Raw genomic sequence first — 23,940 nt, forward strand, 5'->3', positions numbered from 1 at the left:
CTATTATTTAATAAAAGGGAATAATCTTTTTATTAAATAGGTATTTATTGTTCAACTATAAAGAGTTAATATTATAAACCGAAATTTTACATTAGTACGAGGAGAAAAAGAATGGGATTATTAGTTGATGGTAAATGGGAAGATAAATGGTATGACACTTCTGCAACAGGTGGACGTTTTCAAAGAGATATCGCAAGATTTAGAAATTGGGTAACAGCTGATGGTAGTGCTGGTCCAAGTGGTGTAGGTGGTTTTAAAGCAGAGCCTAATCGTTATCATTTATATGTTTCTTTAGCTTGTCCTTGGGCTCATCGCACATTAATTTATCGTAAATTAAAAGGATTAGAAGATATGATTTCTATTTCTGTGGTTAACCCTTATATGGCTAGCCATGGATGGACTTTTGATGAAGGTGAAGGCGTAATTGCTGATCCGATTTTCAATGCAAATTATCTTCATCAAATTTATACTTCTGCAAAATCAGATTATAGCGGTCGTGTTACTGTTCCTGTTTTATGGGATAAAAAAACAAATACAATAGTAAGTAATGAATCTTCTGAAATTATCCGTATGTTCAATTCTGCATTTGATGGAATTGGAGCAAATCCTGTTAATTTCTTACCAGCAGAATTAGTGACAGAAGTTGATGAATTAAATGAATTTATCTATCCAAATATAAATAATGGTGTGTATCGTTCAGGTTTTGCAACAACACAAGAAGCCTATGAAGAAGCTGTGGTACAGTTATTCAATGCATTGGATAAAATCGAAGAGCGTTTATCTACTCGCCGTTACTTAACAGGTAATCAAATTACTGAAGCAGACTGGCGTCTATTTACCACTCTAGTACGTTTTGATCCCGTGTATGTAGGTCATTTTAAATGTAATATTAGACGTATAGTAGATTACCCAAATCTTTGGGGATACTTACGTGATTTATATCAAGTACCGGGCGTTTCTGATACTGTAAATATGGATCACATTAAGAAACACTATTATCAAAGTCACGATACTATTAACCCTACTGGTGTTGTGCCAGTTGGCCCAGATATTGATTTCACTACGCCACATGGTCGTGAAAAATTATCTGCATAATAATTAGTTCTTTAATAGACTAATTAATACTAAAAGCCCACAGATGTAATTTGCTGTGGGCTTATTTTTATGGTAATTAACTTAGCGACTAATTTGAATATCAATTTAAGGAGAATGTATGGGAATTGTTATCGATGGAAAATGGCATGACACAAAAGTTAATCCAGCGATTGTGAATGGGCGATATGAGAGAGCCATCACTCAATTTAGAAATTGGATTACTGCTGATGGCGAAGCTGGACCAACAGGTGTAGGTGGATTTAAAGCTGAACCTAATCGCTATCATCTATATGTCTCTTTAGCTTGCCCGTGGGCTCATAGAACGCTTATCTATCGTAAATTAAAAGGATTGGAAAATATGATTTCTGTTTCTGTGGTTAATCCTTTTATGGGAGAATATGGCTGGACGTTTGAAGAGGGAGAGGGTGTTATTCCTGATCCTATTTTAAATGTTAAATATATCCATCAAGTCTATATTGCAGCAAATGCAAATTATACGGGTAGAGCGAGTGTACCGGTGTTATGGGATAAGAAAACCCATACAATTGTGAGTAATGAGTCTTCAGAAATTATTCGAATGTTTAACTCTGCATTTGATGGAATCGGAGCAAACCCAGTTAATTTCTTACCTGCTGACTTGGTTCAGGAAATTGATGAGCTTAATGAATTTATTTATCCAAATATTAATAATGGTGTTTATCGTTCAGGTTTTGCCACTATACAAGAAGGTTATGAGGAAGCTGTAACTGGAGTATTTAGTGCGTTAGATAAATTGGAAGAGCGTTTATCAACTCGCCGTTATTTAACTGGTAATCAAATTACTGAAGCGGATTGGCGTTTATTCACTACATTAGTCCGATTCGATCCTGTCTATTTTGGACATTTCAAATGTAACGTAAGACGTATTGTTGATTATCCAAATCTTTGGGGATATTTGAGAGATTTATATCAAGTTCCAGGTATTGCTGAAACTGTAAATATGAAACATATTAAAGAACATTACTATCGAAGTCATACCGCAGTAAATCCAACAGGCATTGTACCAATTGGACCTGATATTGATTTCACAACCCCACATGGTCGTGAAAAACTTTCAGCATAAGTGTGATAAGAAAAAGCCCACAGATTCTATATTCTGTGGGCTTAATTTTTATTAAATATTACGTAACGCTTCAATACGTTTTTCTAATGGTGGGTGACTCATAAAGAGTTCATTGCGTTTCCCATTAATCATAAAGGCATTTAATGAGCCTGTCATTTCTTGTGGTTCGTGGATAGATTGCAAACGTTGTAATGCCGCTATCATCTTTTCTTTTCCGACTAAACTGGCAGATCCTGCATCGGCTCTAAATTCACGGTAACGAGAGAACCACATCGCAATAATACTGGCTAAAATACCAAATATTATTTCTAGCACCATCGACACTAGAAAATAAATTCCCGAACTATGACTTTCTGAACCATCATCATTACGAGAGTTAGAGACTGCGCTTGCAATTATTCGAGATAAAAAAATTACAAAGGTATTTAATACTCCTTGTAATAAGGTCATTGTTACCATATCTCCATTTGCAATATGTGAAACTTCGTGAGCAATTACTGCTTCTGCTTCATCTTGTGTCATTGCATTAAGTAGGCCTGTACTTACCGCTACTAGTGAGTTGTTTTTAGTTGCTCCTGTTGCAAAGGCATTGACATCGTGAGAATGATAAATAGCAACATCCGGCATAGGTATTCCTGCTTGTTGTGCTTGGCGTTGTACCGTATTGACTAGCCATTGCTCCGCATTATTTCTTGGGTTAGTGATAACTTCTGCCCCAACAGAACGTAATGCCATAGTTTTTGATAAAAATAGGGAAATTAATGATCCTGCAAAACCAAACAGTAGTGCCATAATTAGAATACCACCAGTACTGTTTCCTGCAATACCAGTAACGCTTAAAATTATGCCAAGTACAATCATCACTGCAAAGTTAGTGGCAAGAAAAAGTACGATTCGCATCATAATAGGTAGTTCTCCAGATAATAACTATTCTAAAAATACATAAAGTGAAGTATCGAGATTGTGGTACTTTATAAAAATTCAAGGGTAGGACTGCAATTATTCCCATAAGTTTAATTGTTGAACAGTTTTTTCTTCAGGCAGATGAATACTTAATCCAATAAGTCGTACTTTTCTGCCATTTCTTCTTTGCCAAATTTTATGAAGTAGCTGATTAAACCATGCTAATGTTAGCCCATCCGTAGATTGCTCTAACGTGGTTTGAGTGAAATCATCAAATTTTAATTTAACACCTAATTTTTTAAATTGGTGTAATGGTTTATCTTCATAATTGCGTTGAATACGGTAAATAAGTTTATGAAATAAATTGTGAATGATTTTTTCTGCTTCAGCTAATGAATCAATATCTTGTAATAGCGTATTTTCAACAGCCAACGATTTTCGGATACGATTGGCTTCTACAGGTCTTGGATCCATCCCATGACTTAAATCCCACAACCTTTGTCCAAATTTACCAAAATGAAAAACGAGGAATGACAGATTGCTTTTTTGAATATCAGCACAGGTCTTTAATCCTAAATGGCTTAATTTTTCATTTGTAACTCGCCCAACGCCGGGAATTTTCTTCAAGGGTAAATTTAAAATGAATTGATCGACCTGCTCTGGTGCAATAATAAATTGCCCATTGGGTTTATTTTGATCTGATGCGATTTTAGCCAGGAATTTGAGTGGAGCAACGCCTGCCGATGCAGTGAGTTTTAGTTCTTCATAAATGGATTGTCTAATTGCTTGTGCAATCCAAGTGGCAGATCCTGATTGTTGTTTACAGTGAGTAACATCAAGATAGGCTTCATCTAATGAAATGGGTTCAATAATGTCCGTATAGCGTCTAAATATTTGATGGATCTGTTGTGAAACTTGTCGATATAGGGGCATATTGACAGGAAGTAAAATCAAATTAGGGCAACGTTTCATTGCTTGAGCACTCGACATTGCACTATGTAACCCAAATTTTCTGGCTTCATAATTGCAAGTTGTGAGTACGCCTCTCCGTTCAGGACTGCCACCGACTGCAACCGCTTTTCCTTGTAATTGAGGATTTTCCCGAATTTCAATGGCAGCATAGAAACAATCCATATCAACATGAATAATTTTTCGTAATGAATTCATTTGCAAAATTATGTAAGAAACTGACCGCTTGTTAATATAACAAAATGCTGTATATAAAACCAGTTTAATTGTTTCTATTTATCGTTAGAATTCTCAACTAAGAATTGGAGAAAAGATATGATTTATGGCTTATTAATTGCGTTTGTTCCGCTTTTTATTGGGTATTTATTTAAAGTTCAAGCAAATAGGGCAATGAATATAGTAAATAAGTTGATGCTATACTGTTTGTACTTGATCTTACTTGCGATGGGTGTTGTTTTAGGGCAATTAGATAATTTAGGGGAAATTTTACCTAAAATAGGTGTTATTGCTTTAGGATTAAGTGTTATTTTTCATTTGTGTAATATTGGTAGCTTAATTATTTTTGATAAATTATATCCAATGAATAGAGTCTCTTTTTCCGCACAAGCCATTTCTTCACGCTGGCAACAGATATTTGAATCTATTTTATTATTAGGTATGGTACTAATTGGTGGAGTAATTGGTTTTTTATTTAAGAATATTGTTTATTTTCCATCAAATATGAGTACCTATGTGCTAGTTATAATGATTTTTTGTGTAGGTATTCAGTTGAGAAATAGTGGAATTCCACTACGAGAAGTATTTTTTAATAAAAGAGGGTTATTAACCTCAGTTATTTTTATGTTGAGTGGATTATTGGGGGGAGTGATTGCCTCTTATATTCTTAATTTATCAATGGCTCAAGCATTGGCTTTTGCTTCAGGGTTTGGATGGTATTCACTTTCTAGCGTATTACTTAATGATGCGTGGGGGCCTACTTACGGCAGCATTGCTTTTTTTAATGATTTATCTCGAGAAATTTTTTGCTTATTTAGCATCCCTTTTTTTATGCGATTATTTCCATCTACGGCAGTGGGGTTAGGAGGAGCAACGTCATTGGATTGCATGTTGCCGGTTATCCAAAAATCAGGAGGAATGCAAGTTGTTCCAGTAGCGATTAGCTTTGGATTTATTGTGAATTTAGCTGCTCCGTTACTATTGGCTTTTTTTATTGGTTTAGCTTAAAAGAAAAACCTGAACGACTTTTGTCATTCAGGTTTTTTATTACTTACTGATAGATATCTTTTCCATCTCTTTGTGTTTTTAGTAAACGTAGTATCCAAACGTATTGTTCAGGGTTTTTTTCTACAAAATACTCAATTACACGATTCATTTCTCGAGCTGATTGTTCTAATGTGCCATCAAATTCAATTTGTGGAAGCATCTCAATTTGGTAGACACCTTTTTTGGCATTGTAAATAGGAAACATAGGAATAACGACTGCATTTGTTATTTTTGCCATTTTATCTAATCCCGGTAATGTTGCTTTTTCTGTTGCAAAAAAGGGAGAATAGATACTTAATTCTTCACCATAATCTTCATCAGGCAAGAAATACCCCATATTACCTTTACGCACATCAATTAAAAATGGCTTAATTCCATTTTGACGAGTATGCATCTTACCACCAAATCGTTCTCTAGTTGTATTCCATAACCAATCAACTAAGCGATTAGCGTGGGGATTATACATGGAAACCATTGGAATATTATAAGTATGTAAGACAATACCCGAAGCATCAATAGACCATGTATGAGGAACTAGTAATATTATATTTTTACCATTTTCTCTTGCTTCTCTTAATAAATTTAGATCTGAGAATTCACTACGTTTCTGGATATGTTTTACAGAGCGTAATGCAATCTCTCCAATCCCTAACATAGTTTGAGAAACAGTGATAAACATATTTTCAATTACTTTTTTACGTTTATCTTCAGACCAATCAGGGAAGCAATATTGTAAATTTATATCAGCCCGGCGATACTGCTTTTTATTTTTTGCTTTCATATATTTAGTAACAATTTTACCAATTCCTACACCAAGTTTATCTCTTAAACGAAAAGGAATATAAGCAAAAATAGCTAATATTAAAACACCGAGCCATATGCCCCAATATTTAGGATATAAAAATTCTTTAGCGAAGTGATGTCGATAATTCACTTGTTGGGTAAATCTGTCGTCTGTCATAGTTTTTTCTTCTTTCGATAGTCAATGCTATTTTTTATTGCTAAGACAAATCCTAGCCCAATAAAAGCGCCAGGAGGTAAAATAGCAAAGAGTAGTCCGGAATCTAAATGCAATAGGTCAATTCGCCAAGATTTTGCCCATTCTCCAAATAATAAATCTAAGCCATCAAATAATGTACCATTACCAAGGATTTCACGCAATGCTCCAAGTATAACTAGACTGAATAGCATACCTAAACCGGTAGCAAATCCATCAAAAGCTGAGTGTAATACTCTATTTCTAGAGGCAAAAGCTTCTGCTCGCCCAATTACAATACAGTTCGTTACAATCAAAGGAATAAAAATACCTAACGATTGATAAACTGAATATGCAAATGCATTCATTAATAATTGGACCACAGTTACTGCAGTAGCAATAATCATCACATAAATTGGAATACGAATATCGTGAGGAATAGTTTTGCGAAATAAAGAGATCACAGTATTTGTTATAATTAAAACAAACAATGTCGCAAGACCTAAACCTAATGCGTTGGTTACATTATTGGATACAGCAAGTAATGGGCATAATCCTAATAATTGGACTAATGCGCCATTATTTGACCAGACACCTTGTGTAAATAGTGTTTTCCAAATAGATGGTTCAACTGCTTTTAGTTGTTTTACTTCTGGTACTTCTATATCTATTTGCTGAATTGGAATTTGATTTTCTCTAGTCATCTCTTACCCACAATTAACAAAACTATTGATTATTTCAGGATGTTGTTTAAGCTTAGTTACTGCCCATTTTGCGCTTTGACGAACATTATTGACTACTGCTCTTGGTGTGATGGTAGCGCCTGTAAATTGATCAAATTGCCCTCCATCTTTTTTTACTTTCCAGCTTGATTCAGTTTCTTTATTAAATAGTATACCAGTAAATTGTGTTATCCAATCTGAAATACGTATTTCAATTTTATCTCCAAGCCCTGGCGTTTCTTGATGTTCCAGCACTCGAACTCCCAATATTGTACCATCTGGCGTAATACCGATGAGCGAGACAATATTGCCAGAATAACCATCAGGTGCGGTTGCTTGAATAGCATAAGCGGTCAGATCACCTGCTTTTTTTGCAACATAGATTTTATTTAAAAATGGAGCTTCTGGCAGATCAATAATTTTGCACGTTGCTAAAAAGTCATTATCAAAATTCTTTTGTGGCACAACTTCTAGTAATAATGAGCGTTGTTGTTTTTCTACCACATCATTTATAGTTCCTCTTGTGAGTAAAAACACGCCTACTAGAATAGTTGTGCAAATTAATGCAATCGCACCTAAGATCAATGCATAGCGAGTACTAATAGCAGATGCTTTCATTAACGTTTTCCTCCTTTTGTGCCATATAGTCGAGGTTGCGTATAGTGATCAATAAGAGGAACGCAGATATTTGCCAATAAGACGGCAAAAGCTACACCATCAGGGTAATTCCCATAATAACGAATTAAATAAACCAGTAACCCAACTAATCCACCAAAAATGAGTTTACCTCTAGGTGTAATTGACGCTGAAACAGGATCGGTTGCAATAAAAAATGCCCCAAACATCATTGCACCACTGAATAATTGCAATGGCATACTCCAAGTTTCAGTTTGAGAAAATAAGTCCGTTGCCATACTAAACAGAGCAAAGCAAGCCAACATAGAAACAGGAATTTGCCAATGAATGATTCGTTTGTAAATAAGGAATAATCCCCCACAAAGAAAGGCGATATTAACTTGTACCCAGCCTCCGAAAAATATATTTTCAAACAGTGTATTAAACACATTTGTAATGCCTTCAGGTGTTTGTCCTGTCAATGAAAGGGTTGTCTTAACTCCGTCTAGTACTGTCGCTTGCGAAATTCCGTCTATACTTTGAATTAATTGGTGGATGGTAAAACCATCAGTGGTTACACCTGAAAAAATAAGTGAAAAGCTATCAGCTAGCGTTGGCGGTTCATTGAGTAACTCTGCAGGCGGTAGCCACGCAGTCATTTGTACTGGATATGAAACAAGTAACAACGCATAGCCAACCATTGCTGGATTAAAGATATTTTGCCCTAATCCACCATAAACGTGTTTCGCCAGAATCAACCCTACAATTAGACCAATAATAATTAGCCAATAGGGCGAGTAGGGCGGGATTGCCATCGCTAAAATTATGGCAGATAAAATACCAGACATATCAGCTAAGTAGAAAGCTATTGGCTTTTTGCGAAGTTTTGCCACTATCATTTCGATAACCACTGTGAAAATAATCGCAATGCCTATCTGAATAAGTACACCATAGCCAAAGAAATACCACTGCACAACGAGTGCAGGAAGCATAGCAGCAATTACCCACCACATAATCTTGGCAGTTAAATTGCTTGAATGAGTATGGGGAGAACTGACCATTCTAAACATTAGCTTAATCCTTTATGATTATTTTCATCACTATCTTTATTTTTTAATTGTGCGGCTTTTTTCGCTTTAGCTCGAGCGATCGCAGCAGCCACAGCAGCTTTTCTTGGATCTTCAGGTTCTGAATTTGCATTATTTTGTTCAGAACTGACCGCTTGTTCTTGAGTGTGTTGCTGACTTTGCTGTGCAGTTTTTTTAGCTTTAGCACGAGCGATAGCAGCAGCCACAGCAGCTTTTCTTGGATCTTCAGGTTCTGAATTTACATTATTTTGTTCATAACTGACCGCTTGTTCTTGGGTGTGTTGCTGACTTTGCTGTGCAGTTTTTTTAGCTTTAGCACGAGCGAGAGCAGCAGCCACAGCGGCTTTTCTTGGATCTTCAGGTTCTGAATTTGCATTATTTTGTTCAGAACTAACCGCTTGTTCTTGAAGTTGTTGCTCTGCCTGTTTAGCTAGTCGTCTAGCACGGCGTTGTGCCATTAACTCACTGTTATCTGGTGTGCCATCCGCTTTAATACCCGTTTCTTTCATTGTATTTTCAGCTTTTTTCGCTTTAAGTCGTGCCATGGCAGCCTTAACGGGATCTTCACCAGCAGAATGTGAAACTTCTTCACGGCGTTTTTCTGCTGCTTGCTGAATACGGGCAGCTCTTGCTTCTTTTTCTTTATTTAGGCGAGCTTCTCTTGCTTCAAAACGAATTTTTGCTTCTTCAGCTTTACGAGCTTTTTCATCAATATCCGCAATTTTGGCTTTTTCTTGGCGGAAATATTGAATCAAAGGAATGTAACTTGGGCAAACATAGGCACAAATTCCACATTCTATACAAGCATCAAGATGATAATCTTTCGATTTATCGTGATCCTCTGATCTAGCAAACCAATAGAGTTGTTGTGGGAGTAAGCCCACAGGACAAGCATCAGAACAAGATGAACAACGAATACAATTTCTTTCTGGTTGTGGCGGAGCATATTCAAAATGATCCGGTGCGATAATACAGTTTGCTGTTTTTGTTACAGGAGCTTGCAATGAGGGCAAAATGAATCCCATCATTGGTCCACCTAAGAAAACAGGAAAACGTTCATCAGGCTGATAATCCACTTGCTCTAATAAGTGAATAATTGGTGTGCCGAGTCTTGCCCAAACATTACCTTTATTGCGAATTTTATCGCCAGTGAGAGTTACTACACGCTCAATTAATGGCTCATCATCAATAATAGCTCGTTTTATTGCAAATGCTGTTCCTACATTTTGCATCACAATACCCATTTCAATGGTTCGTGTGCCTTGCGGAATTTCTAATCCAGTTAAGATCTGGACTAATTGATCGCTTGCTCCAGAAGGATATTTAGTTGGAATGACCCGTAGTGAAATATCGTTCGCCCCTTTTAATGCTTTTTTTATTGCTTTGATTGCTCGGGGTTTATTATCTTCTACAGCAAGTACAACTTCTTCGGGACGAAGTACATAGCGTAGAATTCGGATCCCTTCAATCATTTCATCAGTATAATCTTGCATCAAACGATCATCGCAAGTGATATAAGGCTCACATTCAGCCCCATTAATAATTAAAACCTTGCAACGATTTTCAGCAAATTGTAATTTTCTGGAAGTAGGGAATACCGCTCCACCTAGCCCTGCAATCCCTGCTTGATAGATTTTTTCGATAATTTCTTCTGCTGTAAGTGAAAGAAAATTATCAATAGGTTGGCGCACAATCCATTGATCTTCACCATCTGTTTCAATGACTATCGTTTGTTCTGCCATACCTGATGGATGGCAAGAAATGTAAGGCTGAATCGCAATAACTTTACCTGATGTCGGGCTATGTACGGGTAATTGACGATAATCATCACCTTGGGTAAGCGGTTGTCCTTTTAATACCTTATCTCCAATTTGAACAATGATATTCCCTGCACTTCCTGAATGTTGCACTATTGGCACATAGAAATGTTTCGGCAAATGTAAGGATCTAATCGGTTTTTGATTCGATTGTTTTTTCATTTCAGGTGGATGAATCCCACCTGGAAATTCCCACAGTTTACCTTGTCGGATTCGACTTAATACATCATTTTGTTGCATTGTTGTCATCTCCTACTACCATTTTAGGTTGAATTTCTGTGGTATTTAAAATGGGAATAACTAAACTTTGATCGAATTTCCAATTCCATTTTTGGATAGTCGGTTTTTGTGAAATCATTTCAATACAATCAGTTGGACAAGGTGCGACACATAACTCACAACCCGTACATAAATCAGCAACGACAGTATGCATTGCTTTATTTGTACCAATAATGGCATCAACAGGACAAGCTTGGATACATTTGGTACAACCAATACACATATCTTCATGAATTAAGGCAACTTTGACTTCGGGGGTTTCGCCTTCTACATCAGGTACTTCAACACCCATTAAATCGGCGAGTTTGACCACGAGAGGTTGACCTCCAGGGACACACTTAGTTATATCATCTCCGTTCGCAACAGCTTCGGCATAAGGCTTACAGCCAGGATAGCCACATTGCCCACATTGGCTTTGTGGTAAGAGAGCATCAATTTGGTCAACAATCGGGTCGGCTTCTACTTTTAGCTTAAGTGATGAATAGCCTAAAACCGCACCAAAAATAAGCGCGATGATTCCAATGATGACGATAACAAAAAAAATAATAGGTTGATCTAACATTAAATTTTGACTAAACCAGTAAAGCCCATAAAGGCTAAAGACATTAAACCTGCGGTAATCAAGGCAATAGATGCGCCTTGAAATATTTGAGGTACATCAGCTGCGGCTAAGCGCTCACGTAGCGCAGAGAACAGTATTAAAACAAGAGAAAATCCAGCGGCTGCACCAAATCCATATAATACAGATTGAATAAGATTATTGGCTAAGTTGACATTCAATAATGCCACCCCAAGAACAGCACAGTTTGTTGTAATTAAAGGTAAATAAATACCTAATAGGCGATAAAGTGTTGGGCTTGTTTTATGCACGATCATCTCAGTAAGCTGAACTATTACAGCAATCACTAAAATAAAGACAAGTGTACGTAAAAAAGCCACATTGAGAGGTCCAAGAATATAATTCTCAACTAAGTAAGCTGAAAGTGAAGCAACTGTCAAAACGAAGGTCGTCGCCATTCCCATACCAATGGCTGTTTCTATTTTTTTTGAAACCCCCATAAATGGACAAATTCCGAGAAACTTCACGAGTACGAAGTTATTAATCAATGCTGTACTGATAACTAATAAAATATATTCAATCATGTCTTATCTAATTATTCACAAAACGCCAGACATTATCCGTTTTTTCGGACTAGTGAACAACCTTATTTGGTTATATCGTTCATTAACTCGCCTTTTTTTACAAAAAAATTATTTTAAATACAAATGCTTCTCATTGACAATTTTGAACTATCGTACTAGAATCTCAAAAATTATTTTGCCTATCATACTGATAGATAAATTTTACTAACTTTTCAATTTTAGGAGCTTACATGAAAAAAGCGCTTTCTACCCTTGTAGTAGCAACTTCTGCAATCTTAGCAAACTCATCAGCATTTGCAGCCAATGAGGTCAATGTTTATTCATATCGCCAACCTTATTTAATTGAGCCAATGCTCAAAGATTTTGAAAAAGAAACTGGTATTAAAGTGAATGTTATCTTTGCAGATAAAGGATTATTTGAACGAGTAAAAAAAGAGGGAGAATTAAGTCCTGCTGATGTGCTATTAACTGTTGATATTCAACGTGTAAAAGAACTTGTAGATGCTGGTTTAGCTCAAAAAATTGAATCTCAAGTTTTAGAAAAAAACATCCCTGCTCAATTTCATGATCCAAATAATGAGTGGTTTGCTTTAACTAAACGTGCTCGTGTTATCTATACATCAAAAGATCGTGTAGGTAAATTACCCGCTGGGTTTGATTATTTAGATTTAGCGAAACCAGAATACAAAGGTAAAATATGTGTACGTTCAGGGAAACATCCATACAATATTTCGTTGTTTGCTTCAATGATTGAGCATTATGGGGAAGCAAAAACTAAAGAATTTATTAAAGGATTAAAAGCAAATTTAGCACAAAAACCACAAGGGGGAGATCGTGATCAGGTTAAAGCTATTAAAGATGGTATTTGTGATTACTCATTAGGTAACAGTTATTACTATGGTAAGATGTTAGATGATGAAAAACAAAAATCATGGGCTGAGGCAGCTATAATTAATTTCCCTACTGGTAAATTTGGCACACATTTCAACATTAGTGGGGTTGCTATCGCAAAATATGCACCAAACAAAGCAAATGCGATCAAACTCGTAGAATATTTAAGTGATGATAGAGCGCAAGCACTTTACGCTAAATTAAATCATGAATATCCAGTAAAACCAGGAATTGAACCTTCAGAACTAGTTAAAAGTTGGGGAGAATATTCTGTTGATCCGATAACACTTGAAGATATTGCAAAACACTCAAAAGAAGCATTAAAACTTGTTGATGAAGTTAAATTTGATGAGTTTTAATATTAGATAGTTGGAGTACGATAAACATTTATATCGTATGATGTAACATTATGGACGCCTCAGGCGTCCTATTCTATTTATAACAGTATTTTCTGAATTAATGAAAAATCAATATCTTTCTTGGAAAACATTCGCTTGTATTACAACGTTTTTGGTTTTACTACCATTATTAGCAGTTATCTATCAGGCATTTGATAGCGATATAAACAATCTCATCCACTTTTGGAATACAACATTAAGTAATTATGCTATTCATTCAAGTTTATTAGTTATAGGAACTGTTTCGTTAGCTCTATTATTTGCATTACCGTCTGCTTGGATAGTAGCAAATTATCAATTTTGGGGACAGAAAACATTGCAATGGTTGTTGTGTCTTCCTTTAGCTATGCCAGCTTATCTCATTGCTTACCTATATACTGATTTACTTGATTATTCAGGTTCATTACAAAAACTATTACGCTCAATATTTGGTTGGGAAATGCCTCAAGACTATTGGTTCCCTCAAATCAGAACCTTATATGGTGCATGCTTTGTCTTAGCTCTTGTTTTATACCCTTATATTTTTTTACTTACCCGAGTAGCTCTTTTAGAACAATCAGAAAATTTAATTCAAAGTGCAAAACTACTAGGAGCAAGTCCTATACAAATTTTTCGGCGTATTACATTCCCTCTGATCCGTCCTGCAATTGCGGTAGGTATAGCTCTTGTTGCTATGGAAACATTAGGAGATTTTGGTACAGTTTCTTACTTTGCTGTTACAACATTAACAACAGCAATTTACGACTCTTGGTTAGGCTTTCAAGATCTTGGTACCGCTAGTCGTATTTCTATTTTTATGCTGTTGATTATTCTATTCTTTATTATACTTGAACAATATAGTAGACATAAACAAAAGCATTACCAACGTGGATATGAAAAAAAGAAGTCATTTCAAAAACTTACGGGTTGGAAACTGGTAGTAGTATACCTTTGGTGTGGTGGATTACTTTCTCTAGCATTTTTTATTCCTTTTGGCCAACTATTATACTGGTCTTATGATTATTTTGAACAATCTTGGAATTTAGATTTTATGGAGTTTGCAATAAATAGCCTGAAAGTCTCGATTACAGCTTCAATACTTACAGTTAGCTTAGCGTTAATACTACAATTTACTCATAGGTTATCTCGGAATAGTAAAATTTGGTCATCTATCACAAAATCATTCTTACAATTTTCATCATTAGGCTATGCTATTCCAGGAACAGTACTCGCAATTGGATTACTTTCACCGTTATCATTCGCTGATCATAGCTTACATTCAATATTAAAATATTTTGAATTACCGACTGTAGGACTAGTTTTTTCAGGATCAATATTTGCTTTAATCTTAGCCTATACTATTCGATTTTTAGCTATGGCTATTGGTAGCCTAGAAAGTTCATTTAGCCGAATTTCTCCCGCATTAGATATGGCTAGTCAAACGATGGGAAAAAATGGATTTTTCATGTTTAGAAAAATCCATTTTCCACTGATATCTAAAGGCATTATTACTGCTGGATTAATGGTATTTATTGAAAGTATGAAAGAATTAAATGCGTCATTATTATTACGTCCATTTAATTTTGATACGCTTGCTACTCATGTATTTACCTTTACATCCGATGAACAACTAGAACGAGCGGCTCTTCCTGCTATAGTTTTAGTCTTAGTAGGCCTTATACCAGTTATTTGGCTTACACGCTCATTAATTTCCCAATCTGAAAAAGAACGTTAATAATATGAAAGTACTCGAAATTGAAAAATTAAGCTATCAGTTTGATAAAACCATCGTCTTACAATCTCTTAATTTAGAAGTTGGTGATAATGAAATTGTATGCTTACTAGGCGCAAGTGGCTGTGGAAAAACAACTTTGCTCAAGGCTATTGCAGGTTTATTACCAGTTACGCAAGGTAAAATTGAATTATCAGGGCAAGATCTACGAGTTAAAGCTGTAGAAGATAGAAAAATAGGCTTAATCTTCCAAGATTATGCTCTTTTCCCTCATTTAACTGTTCGGGACAATATTCAGTTTGGCTTATCGAATTTATCTAAATTAGAGAAGCAAACGATTACAAAGCAAATGCTGGCAGTAGTCCAATTACAAGGATTCGAACAACGATATCCTCATGAATTATCGGGCGGACAACAACAACGAGTTGCTATTGCAAGAGCATTGGCGTGTAATCCACAATTACTCTTACTTGACGAGCCTTTTTCGAATATTGATAGCCAAACTCGCTATGAAATGATTCAAGAAATTAAAACTATCTTAAAAAACCAACATGTACCAGCAATTTTTGTTACGCATAGCAAAGAAGAAGCTTTTGCTTTTGCCGATAAAATTGCAGTGATGGATCAAGGAAAAATTATTCAATTTGGCACACCAATGGAATTATATTATTCTCCTATCAACCGTTTTGTTGCTGATTTTCTTGGGGGAGCAAATTATATTACATGTAGCATTGATGGAAATCAATATATTCAAAGTGTGATTGGTAACTATCAGTATCCTGAAATACAGTATCCAAAAGGGCATTATCAATGGTTATTACGACCTGAACAAATAGAATTAAATGAAGATAACTCCAATGGGCAAGCAGTTATTATCGATAAATTATTCTTAGGGCAGTTTTTTCGCTATAAAATTGCAATAAATGATGTGGAACTGACCGCTTACCAAACAATTAATTACCCAGTTGGTACTAAAGTAGCTGTAAACTTTAATATTAATCGACCAGTATTATTTGTATAATAAATATAAATAAAAAGTTGCTAAAGACTTACTATCAATAGCAACTTTTATTCAATAACTTACTTAATATAAAAGTTATTCTTCTTCGTTATGCATATCTTCTGATTCTTCATCATCAATATCACAGATTCGTTCTAAACTTACTACACTTTCATCTTCTGCAGTTCGAATAATTCTCACACCTTGGGTATTTCTACCAACAAGACTTACTTCATTTACACGAGTACGAACTAAAGTTCCTGCATCGGTGATCAACATAATTTGGTCAGTTTCTTCTACTTGTACCGCAGCGACAACCTTACCATTACGTTCATTTACTTTAATGGATACCACACCTTTAGTGTTACGAGATTTAGTTGGATATTCAGTCAGTAAAGTACGTTTTCCATAACCGTTTTGAGTTACAGTTAAAATATCACCTTCATTGTGCGGAATAACAAGAGAAACCACTTTATCAGTATTTAGATCCATATTTGAATCAGTATTTTCATCTTCTCCAGTTGATTCAATCTCTGCTTCATCAACCTCTTCTAATACATTGGTTAGGGCTAATTTCATACCACGGACACCTGTGGCAATGCGTCCCATTCCACGTACACCGTTTTCATTGAAACGCACTACACGACCTTGTGCTGAGAATAACATGATCTCACATTCACCATTGGTAATATCAACACCAATTAGTTCATCCCCTTCGTGAAGTTTTAATGCGATCAGACCGCTTGATCGAATATTACTAAATGCATCTAACGACACTTTCTTAACGACACCACTCGCTGTTGCCATAAAGATAAATTTATCTGAGCTAAATTCACCTTTAGGAATTGGAAGAATAGCGGTAATACGCTCATCCTCTTCTTTAACTAATGGAAGAATATTAACAATTGGTGTGCCTCTTGCTCCACGACTTGCTTGTGGTAATTGGAATACTTTTAATTGATATAAACGCCCACGGCTAGAGAAACAAAGAATCGTATCATGAGTATTTGCAACTAAAAGACGTTCGATAAAATCATCTTCTTTCATTTTTGTTGCAGATTTACCTTTACCGCCACGACGTTGTGCTTCATAGTCTGAAAGTGGTTGATATTTGACATAACCAGCATGAGATAATGTAACAACAACATCTTCTTGAGCAATAAGATCTTCTAAATTAATATCACCCGATGCGGCTGTAATTTCTGTACGACGCTCATCGCCAAATTCATTTTTAACTTTTTCTAGCTCTTCACGAATCACTTCCATTAATCGTTCAGGGTTATTAAGAATATGAAGTAATTCACCGATAGTATCGAGAAGAGCCTTATATTCATCAAGAATTTTTTCATGCTCTAAGCCTGTTAAGCGATGTAAACGTAGTTCTAGAATCGCTTTCGCTTGAGCTTCTGATAAATAGTATTGTCCATCACGTACGCCAAACTCAGCTTCAAGTTCATCTGGTCTTGCAGCATCAACGCCTGCAGCTTCTAACATTGCCGCAACATTACCCAAACTCCACGGACGAGCAAGTAAACCTTCTCTTGCTTCATCGGCTGTTTTAGATTGACGGATTAATTCAATGACAGGATCAATATTGGCTAATGCAATGGCTAACCCTTCTAAAATATGGGCTCTATCACGAGCTTTGCGTAATTCAAAAATCGTACGACGAGTAACAACTTCACGACGGTGTAATACAAAAGCTTCAATAATTTGTTTTAGATTTAAAACCTTTGGTTGACCGTGGTCTAATGCCACCATGTTAATACCAAACGTCACTTGCATTTGAGTAAGGGCATATAGGTTATTTAAAACCACTTCCCCTACTGCATCACGTTTGATTTCAATAACAATACGCAATCCTTCTTTATCAGATTCATCACGTAATTCGCTGATTCCTTCAACTTTTTTATCTTTAACTAACTCGGCAATTTTCTCGATTAGTTTAGCTTTATTCACTTGATATGGAATTTCAGTCACAATAATGTGTTCACGGCCTTTAGCAGTCGTTTCTACACTTGCTTTTGCTCTCACGTATATTTTGCCACGTCCGGTACGATATGCTTCTTCAATTCCTTTACGGCCATTAATAATTGCAGCCGTTGGAAAATCAGGACCTGGAATATGTTGCATCAACTCTTCCAAAGTAATCTGATCATTTTCAATGTAGGCTAAACAACCATTCAATACTTCATTTAAGTTATGAGGAGGAATGTTTGTAGCCATACCAACTGCAATCCCAGATGAACCATTTACCAATAACGCTGGAATTTTTGTTGGCAATACATCAGGAATCATCTCTTTGCCATCATAGTTAGGCGAGAAATCAACTGTTTCTTTATCTAAATCAGTCAATAATTCTTGTGTGATTTTTTGCATACGCACTTCGGTATAACGCATTGCGGCAGGCGCATCACCATCAATTGAACCAAAGTTACCTTGCCCATCAACTAACATATAACGTAATGAGAATGGTTGTGCCATACGCACAATAGTATCGTAAACTGCAGAATCACCATGAGGGTGGTATTTACCGATAACATCACCGACAACACGGGCTGATTTTACATAAGGTTTACTGGCGGTATTACCACTCTGATCCATAGAGAATAGAACTCGACGGTGAACGGGCTTTAATCCATCACGAACATCTGGCAATGCACGCCCCACAATTACTGACATTGCATAATCGAGATAGGATGTTTTTAGTTCTTCTTCAATACTGATGGGGGTAATATCTTTGGCTAATTCGCTCATTGAAATTTCCTAATCATGTTACAAAATATGTCCTGATAAATTAGGACGAAAATTGCTTTATAGTATAGCATAAAAGGTGTTATTCGGGGGAATGTATCCCTATTTATTTACTAAATATAGGCTTTAAAATGTAATAAATTCAGTTAGAATCTGTCTAATATAAAAATCATGTTTTCTGGGGGAATAAAAATATGAAAGAGATAAATGAATTAACCGATGCACAAGTTGAAATTTGTATAAATAGCGGAACAGAAAGACCCTTTACAGGTAAGTTTTTGAATGAAGAAAGAATTGGGACATATCGTTGCGTTCGTTGTCATAATCCGCTTTTTCGCTCAGATACTAAATTTGATGCAGGATGTGGCTGGCCAAGTTTTTATGAAACAATTTCAAAGGATTCATTACGCTATTTAGATGATTACAGCTTAGGCCATCATCGTACTGAAATTCGTTGTGGTCATTGTGATGCACATATGGGGCATGTTTTTCCTGATGGTCCACCACCAACAGGCCTACGTTTCTGTTTGAACTCTGTTGCCTTAAATTTTAAATGGGATGAAACTGGTGAGGAAATTGATGGATAAAATAGTAAAAAATTGATATATCAGGATTATATTTTTAAATATTTCAACAATTTTTTATTGTTTAATTTTGAGGCATATAAAGAAATAATCTACACATTTATATGCCTATTTTATCTCATTTTTAGAGTTAATTAAGATTTTGGATATTTTAAGCTTCTTATTCAATCCAATAGTAGATATTTGTTTTTTTATTCATAAAAAAATACCTGTTGATTGAAAAAGATTATTTCAAAAACAGGTATTTATATAAACTTTGGTATAAATCTATTCTTTATACCTTTCCTTATACTGATCTTAAAATCAAATTAATTACTTAATCACTTCTAATCCATTCATATAAGGGCGTAATACTTCTGGTATAGTAATTGAACCGTCTGCATTTTGGTAATTTTCTAATACTGCAACTAGGGTACGTCCAACAGCCAAACCTGAACCATTTAAGGTATGTACTAAGCGAGTTTTCTTCTCACCTTTTGCTTTGCAACGAGCAGACATTCTACGTGCTTGGAAATCCCACATATTAGAGCAAGATGAAATCTCACGATAGGTATTTTGTGCAGGAAGCCAAACTTCTAAATCATAAGTCTTAGTCGCCCCAAAGCCCATATCACCAGAACAAAGTAATACTTTACGATAAGGTAATCCTAATAATTGAAGAACTTTTTCTGCATGGCCTGTTAATTCTTCTAATGCTTCCATTGATTTTTCTGGTGCAACAATTTGTACCATTTCAACTTTATCAAATTGATGCATACGAATTAGACCACGTGTATCACGTCCATAAGATCCTGCTTCTGAACGGAAACAAGGGGTATGTGCAGTAAATTTCAATGGTAAACTTTCTTCGTCTAAGATTTCATCTCTAACTAAATTTGTTACTGGCACTTCTGCAGTCGGAATTAATGCATAAGGTTTTTGTACCACATTAGGATCTTGTCCTGATAATGGTTGAGTATGGAAAAGATCTTCACCAAATTTAGGTAATTGTCCTGTACCATAAAGTGTATCGTGGTTCACTAAATACGGCACATAAGTTTCCATATAACCATGTTGCTCAGTGTGTAAATCTAACATAAATTGTGATAATGCACGATGCAAACGAGCCACTTTATCTTTCATTACAACAAAACGGCTACCTGTTAATTTTACGCCAGCAGGAAAGTCTAAACCTGATAAATTCTCACCTAATGCCACGTGATCTTTGACTTCAAAATCAAATTGACGCGGAGTTCCCCAACGAGAAATTTCAACATTCTCGCTATCATCTTTACCTATTGGTACTTCATCTGCCGGTAAATTAGGAATAGTTAATAATAATTCTCTAATCTCAGTTTGAATTTTATCTAACTCTACTTTCGCTGAATCTAATTCATTCCCCATTGAGTCCACTTCAGCTAAGAGAGATGAAATATCCTCGCCTCTCGCTTTCGCTGCACCAATGCCTTTCGAGCGAGCATTACGCTCTGCTTGTAAGGTTTCTGTTTTTACTTGTAATGTTTTGCGTTGTTCTTCTAAAGCTGCAATTTTTTGTACATCAAGATCAAAACTACGTTTTGTTTTTAAAATGTGTGCAACTTCTTCTAAGTTAGTCCGGAGGAGATTCTGATCAATCATTGTTTATTCCTAATTTTCTAATAATTAAATAATGACAAAATATGTAACCAATCTAACCGCTTGTAATCACTTATAATTAAGCTTTAGCGGTTAGCGTGTTTCATAATACGCTGTTTAGCAACTTGCCATTCACGATCTTTAATATCTTCACGTTTATCGTGTAATTTTTTCCCTTTGGCTAAACCAATCTTCACTTTTGCCCACGCATTTTTCCAATACATCGAAAGAGCAACCACAGTAAAACCATCACGATTCGTTTTACCAAATAGGGAATCTAATTCACGTTTATTTAATAATAATTTACGGGTACGAGTTGGATCTGCAACAATATGAGTTGATGCAACATTTAATGGTGTAATCATTGCACCAAATAGATAGGCTTCACCATCACGAAAAATGACATAGCTATCTCCAATATTCGCTTTACCTGCTCTCAAAGCTTTAACTTCCCAACCTTGTAATTCTAATCCTGCTTCAATTTCATCTTCAATAAAATATTCGTGTCTTGCACGTTTATTTAATGCGATAGTGTTGGAAGCCACTTTTGGTTTTTTGCTCATAATACTGATTTGTTAATAAAAATTGGTGTGATTGTACCCTAAATAAGCATAGGTTTGAATGTGCAAGCGGTAAGATCCACTCAATATTTTGCAAAACAGATAAATATTCTCTTTACATGAGATGCATTTTTATCAATCAAATTTATCTCCTAAAATAAATTGTAGAACTGAATCCATCCTCAAATGAGGAATGGGCTGATCAAAATCTATTTTTTGGGGTTCAAATTGATCAAATGCAAAATGGTTGTTTTCCCAGAATCTGCTGTCTGGTAATCGGCTTGGTACGCTACCTGGAAAAATAGTAACCACTTTTTTATCTGAAGAACGTACACCTCTAATTGCTTTAAATTGTTTATCTTGTTGAGTTACAATAACTGGTTCAGTTGCTCTTATTGATGAAATTGCTTGGTAAGCTGTTTCAATACCAGCAAATTCAGCATGCCGACCACCTTCTTGGACTAATTGTTTCATCAATCCTTCTAAATTGGGTAATTGATCCGTTGTAATATGATCAGCTTTAGTCGCAACAAAAAGTAATTTATCGATATTTGAAGAAAATAATCGGGTAAATAATGATCTATTCCCATAATGAAAATGTTTAAATAATTGTTGTAATCCAATTTTCATCTCTAAAAAAGCCTGCTGGCTGTGATTAAGTGGCGTTAAGCAATCTGCCAGAATGACTTGACGATCAAATTGTGAAAAATAATCTTCATAAAATGGTTTGACTATTTTATGTTGATAATGTGAATATCGTTTTTTTAGAGTATGGAAAATACTATTTTTCGGGCTATTTTCTAATTGTTCCCAATCAGATTCTGTTAAATCTAATAATGGGAAAAATTGATAAACAGGCGCCCCCCTTTCGCTACTTGGTAACACAAATCGTCCAGGTTGAATATATTGCATCCCAATAGCTTTACATTCCAGTAGGTAAGCGGTGAAATCCTCACTCAGTTTTGCTAATTGGTTTTCATCCGCTTTAGCTGATAAATCTAATTTTTTAATTTGTTCTAACCAATGTTGAGCAAGTTCCGCTCTTTTCCCGTAATGTACTAACTGTTGAGCTTGAGACCACTCTTTAAATGATTGAGAGAGTAGAGGAAGATCAAGTAACCATTCCCCTGGATAATCAAAAATATCAAGGTATAAAGTACTCGTTTCTTTTATATAACGTAATAGGCTATCTTTTCTTTGGTATTTTATCGCCAACCTAATTTCACTAATGCCTGTTGTAGATGGCGACCATTCAGGCGGATCCATTTCAAATCCTTGGCGATTTCTATCATATTCAAAACGAGGAATGGTGAGATCGTGTTGCTCGACTCTTTTAACGGAAATAATTTGACCATTTTTAGCAGGGAAAAATAAATTCAAATGGGCATTATCATTGATATTCACGTGCAAAAGTTGATCTACCAAACTGGTGATGAATGCCGTTTTGCCACTACGACTTAACCCTGTTACAGCAAGACGAAGGTGATGATCTAACCCCCTTTGTACAAATTTATGGAGCTGATTTTGAATTTGATTAAACATTTTATATACTCATTACAGAAAAACTTTATAAAATATAGCAAAAGGTCATAGTAAATTCTAGGGAACGATAAGCATATGGAAAATGAAATTGAATTAAAAATAATGTTGAAACCAGAGAATATTTCAGTAATAGAAAAATGGATCGGGTCTCTCAAAGTTTTATCCCATGCTACCGATATGCTTGGCAATACCTATTATGATTCTACGGATTTCTATTTTGAAAAAAATCAAATGGGTTTGAGAATTCGACATAAAAATAGTACCTACGAATTAACCTTAAAAATGAAAGGTGAAATTGTCGGAGGGTTACATGTTCGACCTGAATATAATTTACCTTTACAAAAGAATATACCTGATTTTAAATTACTTGCATCTCACTTTGAACTTAACATTCCAAATTTAGATACATTACATGATAATTTGATACCTATTTTCAGTACTGATTTTACGCGTAAAACTTATCTTATATCTTTTGAACATTCAAAAATTGAAATTGCTATCGATGAGGGCATGATTAAAAATAATAATGCTGAATCACCTATTTGTGAAATTGAATTTGAATTAAAAGAAGGCTCACTAACAGATTTATTTGATCTATTAGCCATCATGCCGAAAGTCGATGGAATGTGGTTGAGTAGTCTAAGCAAAGCCCAAAGAGGTTATTGGGTGGGCAATCCTGAAAAAATTGCAAAAGAATTAGATAAACTGACCGCTTGTAAATTACAAGAGTTATCTGATCTACAAAAATATCAAATCACTCAAACAATGGCTGATTTTATTCGATTGACTAATGATAATCTTCTTATAGAAAAATATTATTCAGCAACAAGTTATCAGCACAGCGATATTAAAAATGTAAAAAATGAGATAGACAGTGCAGACTATCTATCTCATCAAATTGTGTGGCTTAAAAA

General features: G+C 35.3%; 21 protein-coding genes. 8 read left to right on the forward strand and 13 right to left on the reverse strand.

All coding sequences use genetic code 11. The features are described 5' to 3' along the window. Positions 1-111 precede the first annotated feature (111 nt). Positions 112-1,095 (forward strand): glutathione S-transferase family protein, encoded by a 984-nt coding sequence (locus Q1J40_RS03335; protein ID WP_301098621.1) that lies wholly within the window; start codon positions 112-114, stop codon positions 1,093-1,095. A gap of 118 nt (positions 1,096-1,213) precedes the next feature. Next, the gene (locus tag Q1J40_RS03340) at positions 1,214-2,197 is read left to right on the forward strand and encodes a glutathione S-transferase family protein (RefSeq protein WP_301098622.1); all 984 of its coding nucleotides are present in this window, start codon (positions 1,214-1,216) and stop codon (positions 2,195-2,197) included. Positions 2,198-2,248: 51 nt separating this feature from the next. On the opposite strand, the gene htpX is transcribed toward Q1J40_RS03340, so the two are convergent. Together htpX and dinB are read right to left on the reverse strand one after the other, a co-directional pair. Beyond that, entirely contained in the window at positions 2,249-3,103 is an 855-nt protein-coding gene (htpX, locus tag Q1J40_RS03345) for a protease HtpX (protein WP_301098644.1), read from the reverse strand. A 93-nt stretch (positions 3,104-3,196) separates the two neighbouring features. Next, entirely contained in the window at positions 3,197-4,267 is a 1,071-nt protein-coding gene (dinB, locus tag Q1J40_RS03350) for a DNA polymerase IV (RefSeq protein ID WP_301098623.1), read from the reverse strand. A 117-nt stretch (positions 4,268-4,384) separates the two neighbouring features. On the opposite strand from dinB, the gene Q1J40_RS03355 reads away from it, so the two are divergent. Then, entirely contained in the window at positions 4,385-5,293 is a 909-nt protein-coding gene (locus tag Q1J40_RS03355; RefSeq protein ID WP_301098624.1) for a LysO family transporter, read from the forward strand. Between the two features lie 43 nt (positions 5,294-5,336). On the opposite strand, the gene lpxM is transcribed toward Q1J40_RS03355, so the two are convergent. The 7 genes from lpxM to rsxA are packed head-to-tail and all read right to left on the reverse strand — an operon-like array spanning position 5,337 to position 11,972. After that, positions 5,337-6,293 carry a lauroyl-Kdo(2)-lipid IV(A) myristoyltransferase gene (lpxM, locus tag Q1J40_RS03360; RefSeq protein ID WP_301098625.1) on the reverse strand — a complete coding sequence of 319 codons (957 nt, stop codon included), beginning with the start codon at positions 6,291-6,293 and terminating at the stop codon, positions 5,337-5,339. After that, a complete protein-coding gene (locus tag Q1J40_RS03365) occupies positions 6,290-7,012 on the reverse strand; it encodes an electron transport complex subunit E (RefSeq protein ID WP_301098626.1) in 723 nt (240 codons plus the stop codon). The genes lpxM and Q1J40_RS03365 overlap by 4 nt, the downstream gene beginning before the upstream one ends. Before the next feature lie 3 nt (positions 7,013-7,015). Next, a complete protein-coding gene (gene rsxG / locus Q1J40_RS03370; RefSeq protein WP_301098628.1) occupies positions 7,016-7,648 on the reverse strand; it encodes an electron transport complex subunit RsxG in 633 nt (210 codons plus the stop codon). Next, a complete protein-coding gene (gene rsxD / locus Q1J40_RS03375) occupies positions 7,648-8,715 on the reverse strand; it encodes an electron transport complex subunit RsxD (RefSeq protein ID WP_301098629.1) in 1,068 nt (355 codons plus the stop codon). Before rsxD ends, rsxG begins: the two co-directional genes overlap by 1 nt. Next, complete coding sequence (gene rsxC, locus Q1J40_RS03380; RefSeq protein WP_301098630.1) at positions 8,715-10,790, reverse strand: electron transport complex subunit RsxC; 2,076 nt, start codon at positions 10,788-10,790, stop codon at positions 8,715-8,717. Before rsxC ends, rsxD begins: the two co-directional genes overlap by 1 nt. Next, positions 10,777-11,391: an electron transport complex subunit RsxB gene (rsxB, locus tag Q1J40_RS03385; protein ID WP_301098631.1), complete on the reverse strand. Its 615-nt coding sequence runs from the start codon at positions 11,389-11,391 to the stop codon at positions 10,777-10,779. The genes rsxC and rsxB overlap by 14 nt, the downstream gene beginning before the upstream one ends. After that, positions 11,391-11,972 carry an electron transport complex subunit RsxA gene (gene rsxA, locus Q1J40_RS03390; RefSeq protein WP_301098633.1) on the reverse strand — a complete coding sequence of 194 codons (582 nt, stop codon included), beginning with the start codon at positions 11,970-11,972 and terminating at the stop codon, positions 11,391-11,393. Before rsxA ends, rsxB begins: the two co-directional genes overlap by 1 nt. Positions 11,973-12,202: 230 nt before the next feature. On the opposite strand from rsxA, the gene Q1J40_RS03395 reads away from it, so the two are divergent. The 3 genes from Q1J40_RS03395 to Q1J40_RS03405 all read left to right on the forward strand — a co-directional run bounded on the left by Q1J40_RS03395 (position 12,203) and on the right by Q1J40_RS03405 (position 15,993). Further along, the gene (locus Q1J40_RS03395) at positions 12,203-13,222 is read left to right on the forward strand and encodes a Fe(3+) ABC transporter substrate-binding protein (RefSeq protein WP_301098634.1); all 1,020 of its coding nucleotides are present in this window, start codon (positions 12,203-12,205) and stop codon (positions 13,220-13,222) included. Positions 13,223-13,322: 100 nt separating this feature from the next. After that, a complete protein-coding gene (locus Q1J40_RS03400) occupies positions 13,323-14,975 on the forward strand; it encodes an ABC transporter permease (RefSeq protein ID WP_301098636.1) in 1,653 nt (550 codons plus the stop codon). A 4-nt stretch (positions 14,976-14,979) separates the two neighbouring features. Beyond that, positions 14,980-15,993 carry an ABC transporter ATP-binding protein gene (locus tag Q1J40_RS03405; RefSeq protein WP_301098637.1) on the forward strand — a complete coding sequence of 338 codons (1,014 nt, stop codon included), beginning with the start codon at positions 14,980-14,982 and terminating at the stop codon, positions 15,991-15,993. A gap of 75 nt (positions 15,994-16,068) precedes the next feature. Here the strand turns inward: Q1J40_RS03405 and gyrA are convergent, their stop codons facing one another. Beyond that, positions 16,069-18,729: a DNA topoisomerase (ATP-hydrolyzing) subunit A gene (gyrA, locus tag Q1J40_RS03410; protein WP_301098638.1), complete on the reverse strand. Its 2,661-nt coding sequence runs from the start codon at positions 18,727-18,729 to the stop codon at positions 16,069-16,071. 191 nt (positions 18,730-18,920) lie between these two features. Here gyrA and msrB point away from each other — a divergent pair, with 191 nt between their 5' ends. Continuing rightward, positions 18,921-19,313: a peptide-methionine (R)-S-oxide reductase MsrB gene (gene msrB / locus Q1J40_RS03415; protein WP_301098639.1), complete on the forward strand. Its 393-nt coding sequence runs from the start codon at positions 18,921-18,923 to the stop codon at positions 19,311-19,313. Between the two features lie 309 nt (positions 19,314-19,622). On the opposite strand, the gene serS is transcribed toward msrB, so the two are convergent. The 3 genes from serS to Q1J40_RS03430 all read right to left on the reverse strand — a co-directional run bounded on the left by serS (position 19,623) and on the right by Q1J40_RS03430 (position 23,026). Further along, on the reverse strand, positions 19,623-20,927 hold the full coding sequence (serS, locus tag Q1J40_RS03420) for a serine--tRNA ligase (RefSeq protein WP_301098640.1): 1,305 nt from the start codon (positions 20,925-20,927) through the stop codon (positions 19,623-19,625). An 83-nt stretch (positions 20,928-21,010) separates the two neighbouring features. After that, a complete protein-coding gene (gene smpB, locus Q1J40_RS03425) occupies positions 21,011-21,490 on the reverse strand; it encodes an SsrA-binding protein SmpB (RefSeq protein ID WP_195759408.1) in 480 nt (159 codons plus the stop codon). Between the two features lie 129 nt (positions 21,491-21,619). Continuing rightward, positions 21,620-23,026, reverse strand: a complete 1,407-nt coding sequence (locus tag Q1J40_RS03430; protein WP_301098642.1) for a YcjX family GTP-binding protein — start codon at positions 23,024-23,026, stop codon at positions 21,620-21,622. A gap of 75 nt (positions 23,027-23,101) precedes the next feature. On the opposite strand from Q1J40_RS03430, the gene Q1J40_RS03435 reads away from it, so the two are divergent. Further along, on the forward strand, positions 23,102-23,940 hold an 839-nt coding region (locus tag Q1J40_RS03435), incomplete at its 3' end, for a CYTH domain-containing protein (RefSeq protein ID WP_301098643.1).

It is taken from the genome of Otariodibacter sp., from assembly GCF_029256985.1.
Lineage (GTDB): Bacteria > Pseudomonadota > Gammaproteobacteria > Enterobacterales > Pasteurellaceae > Otariodibacter.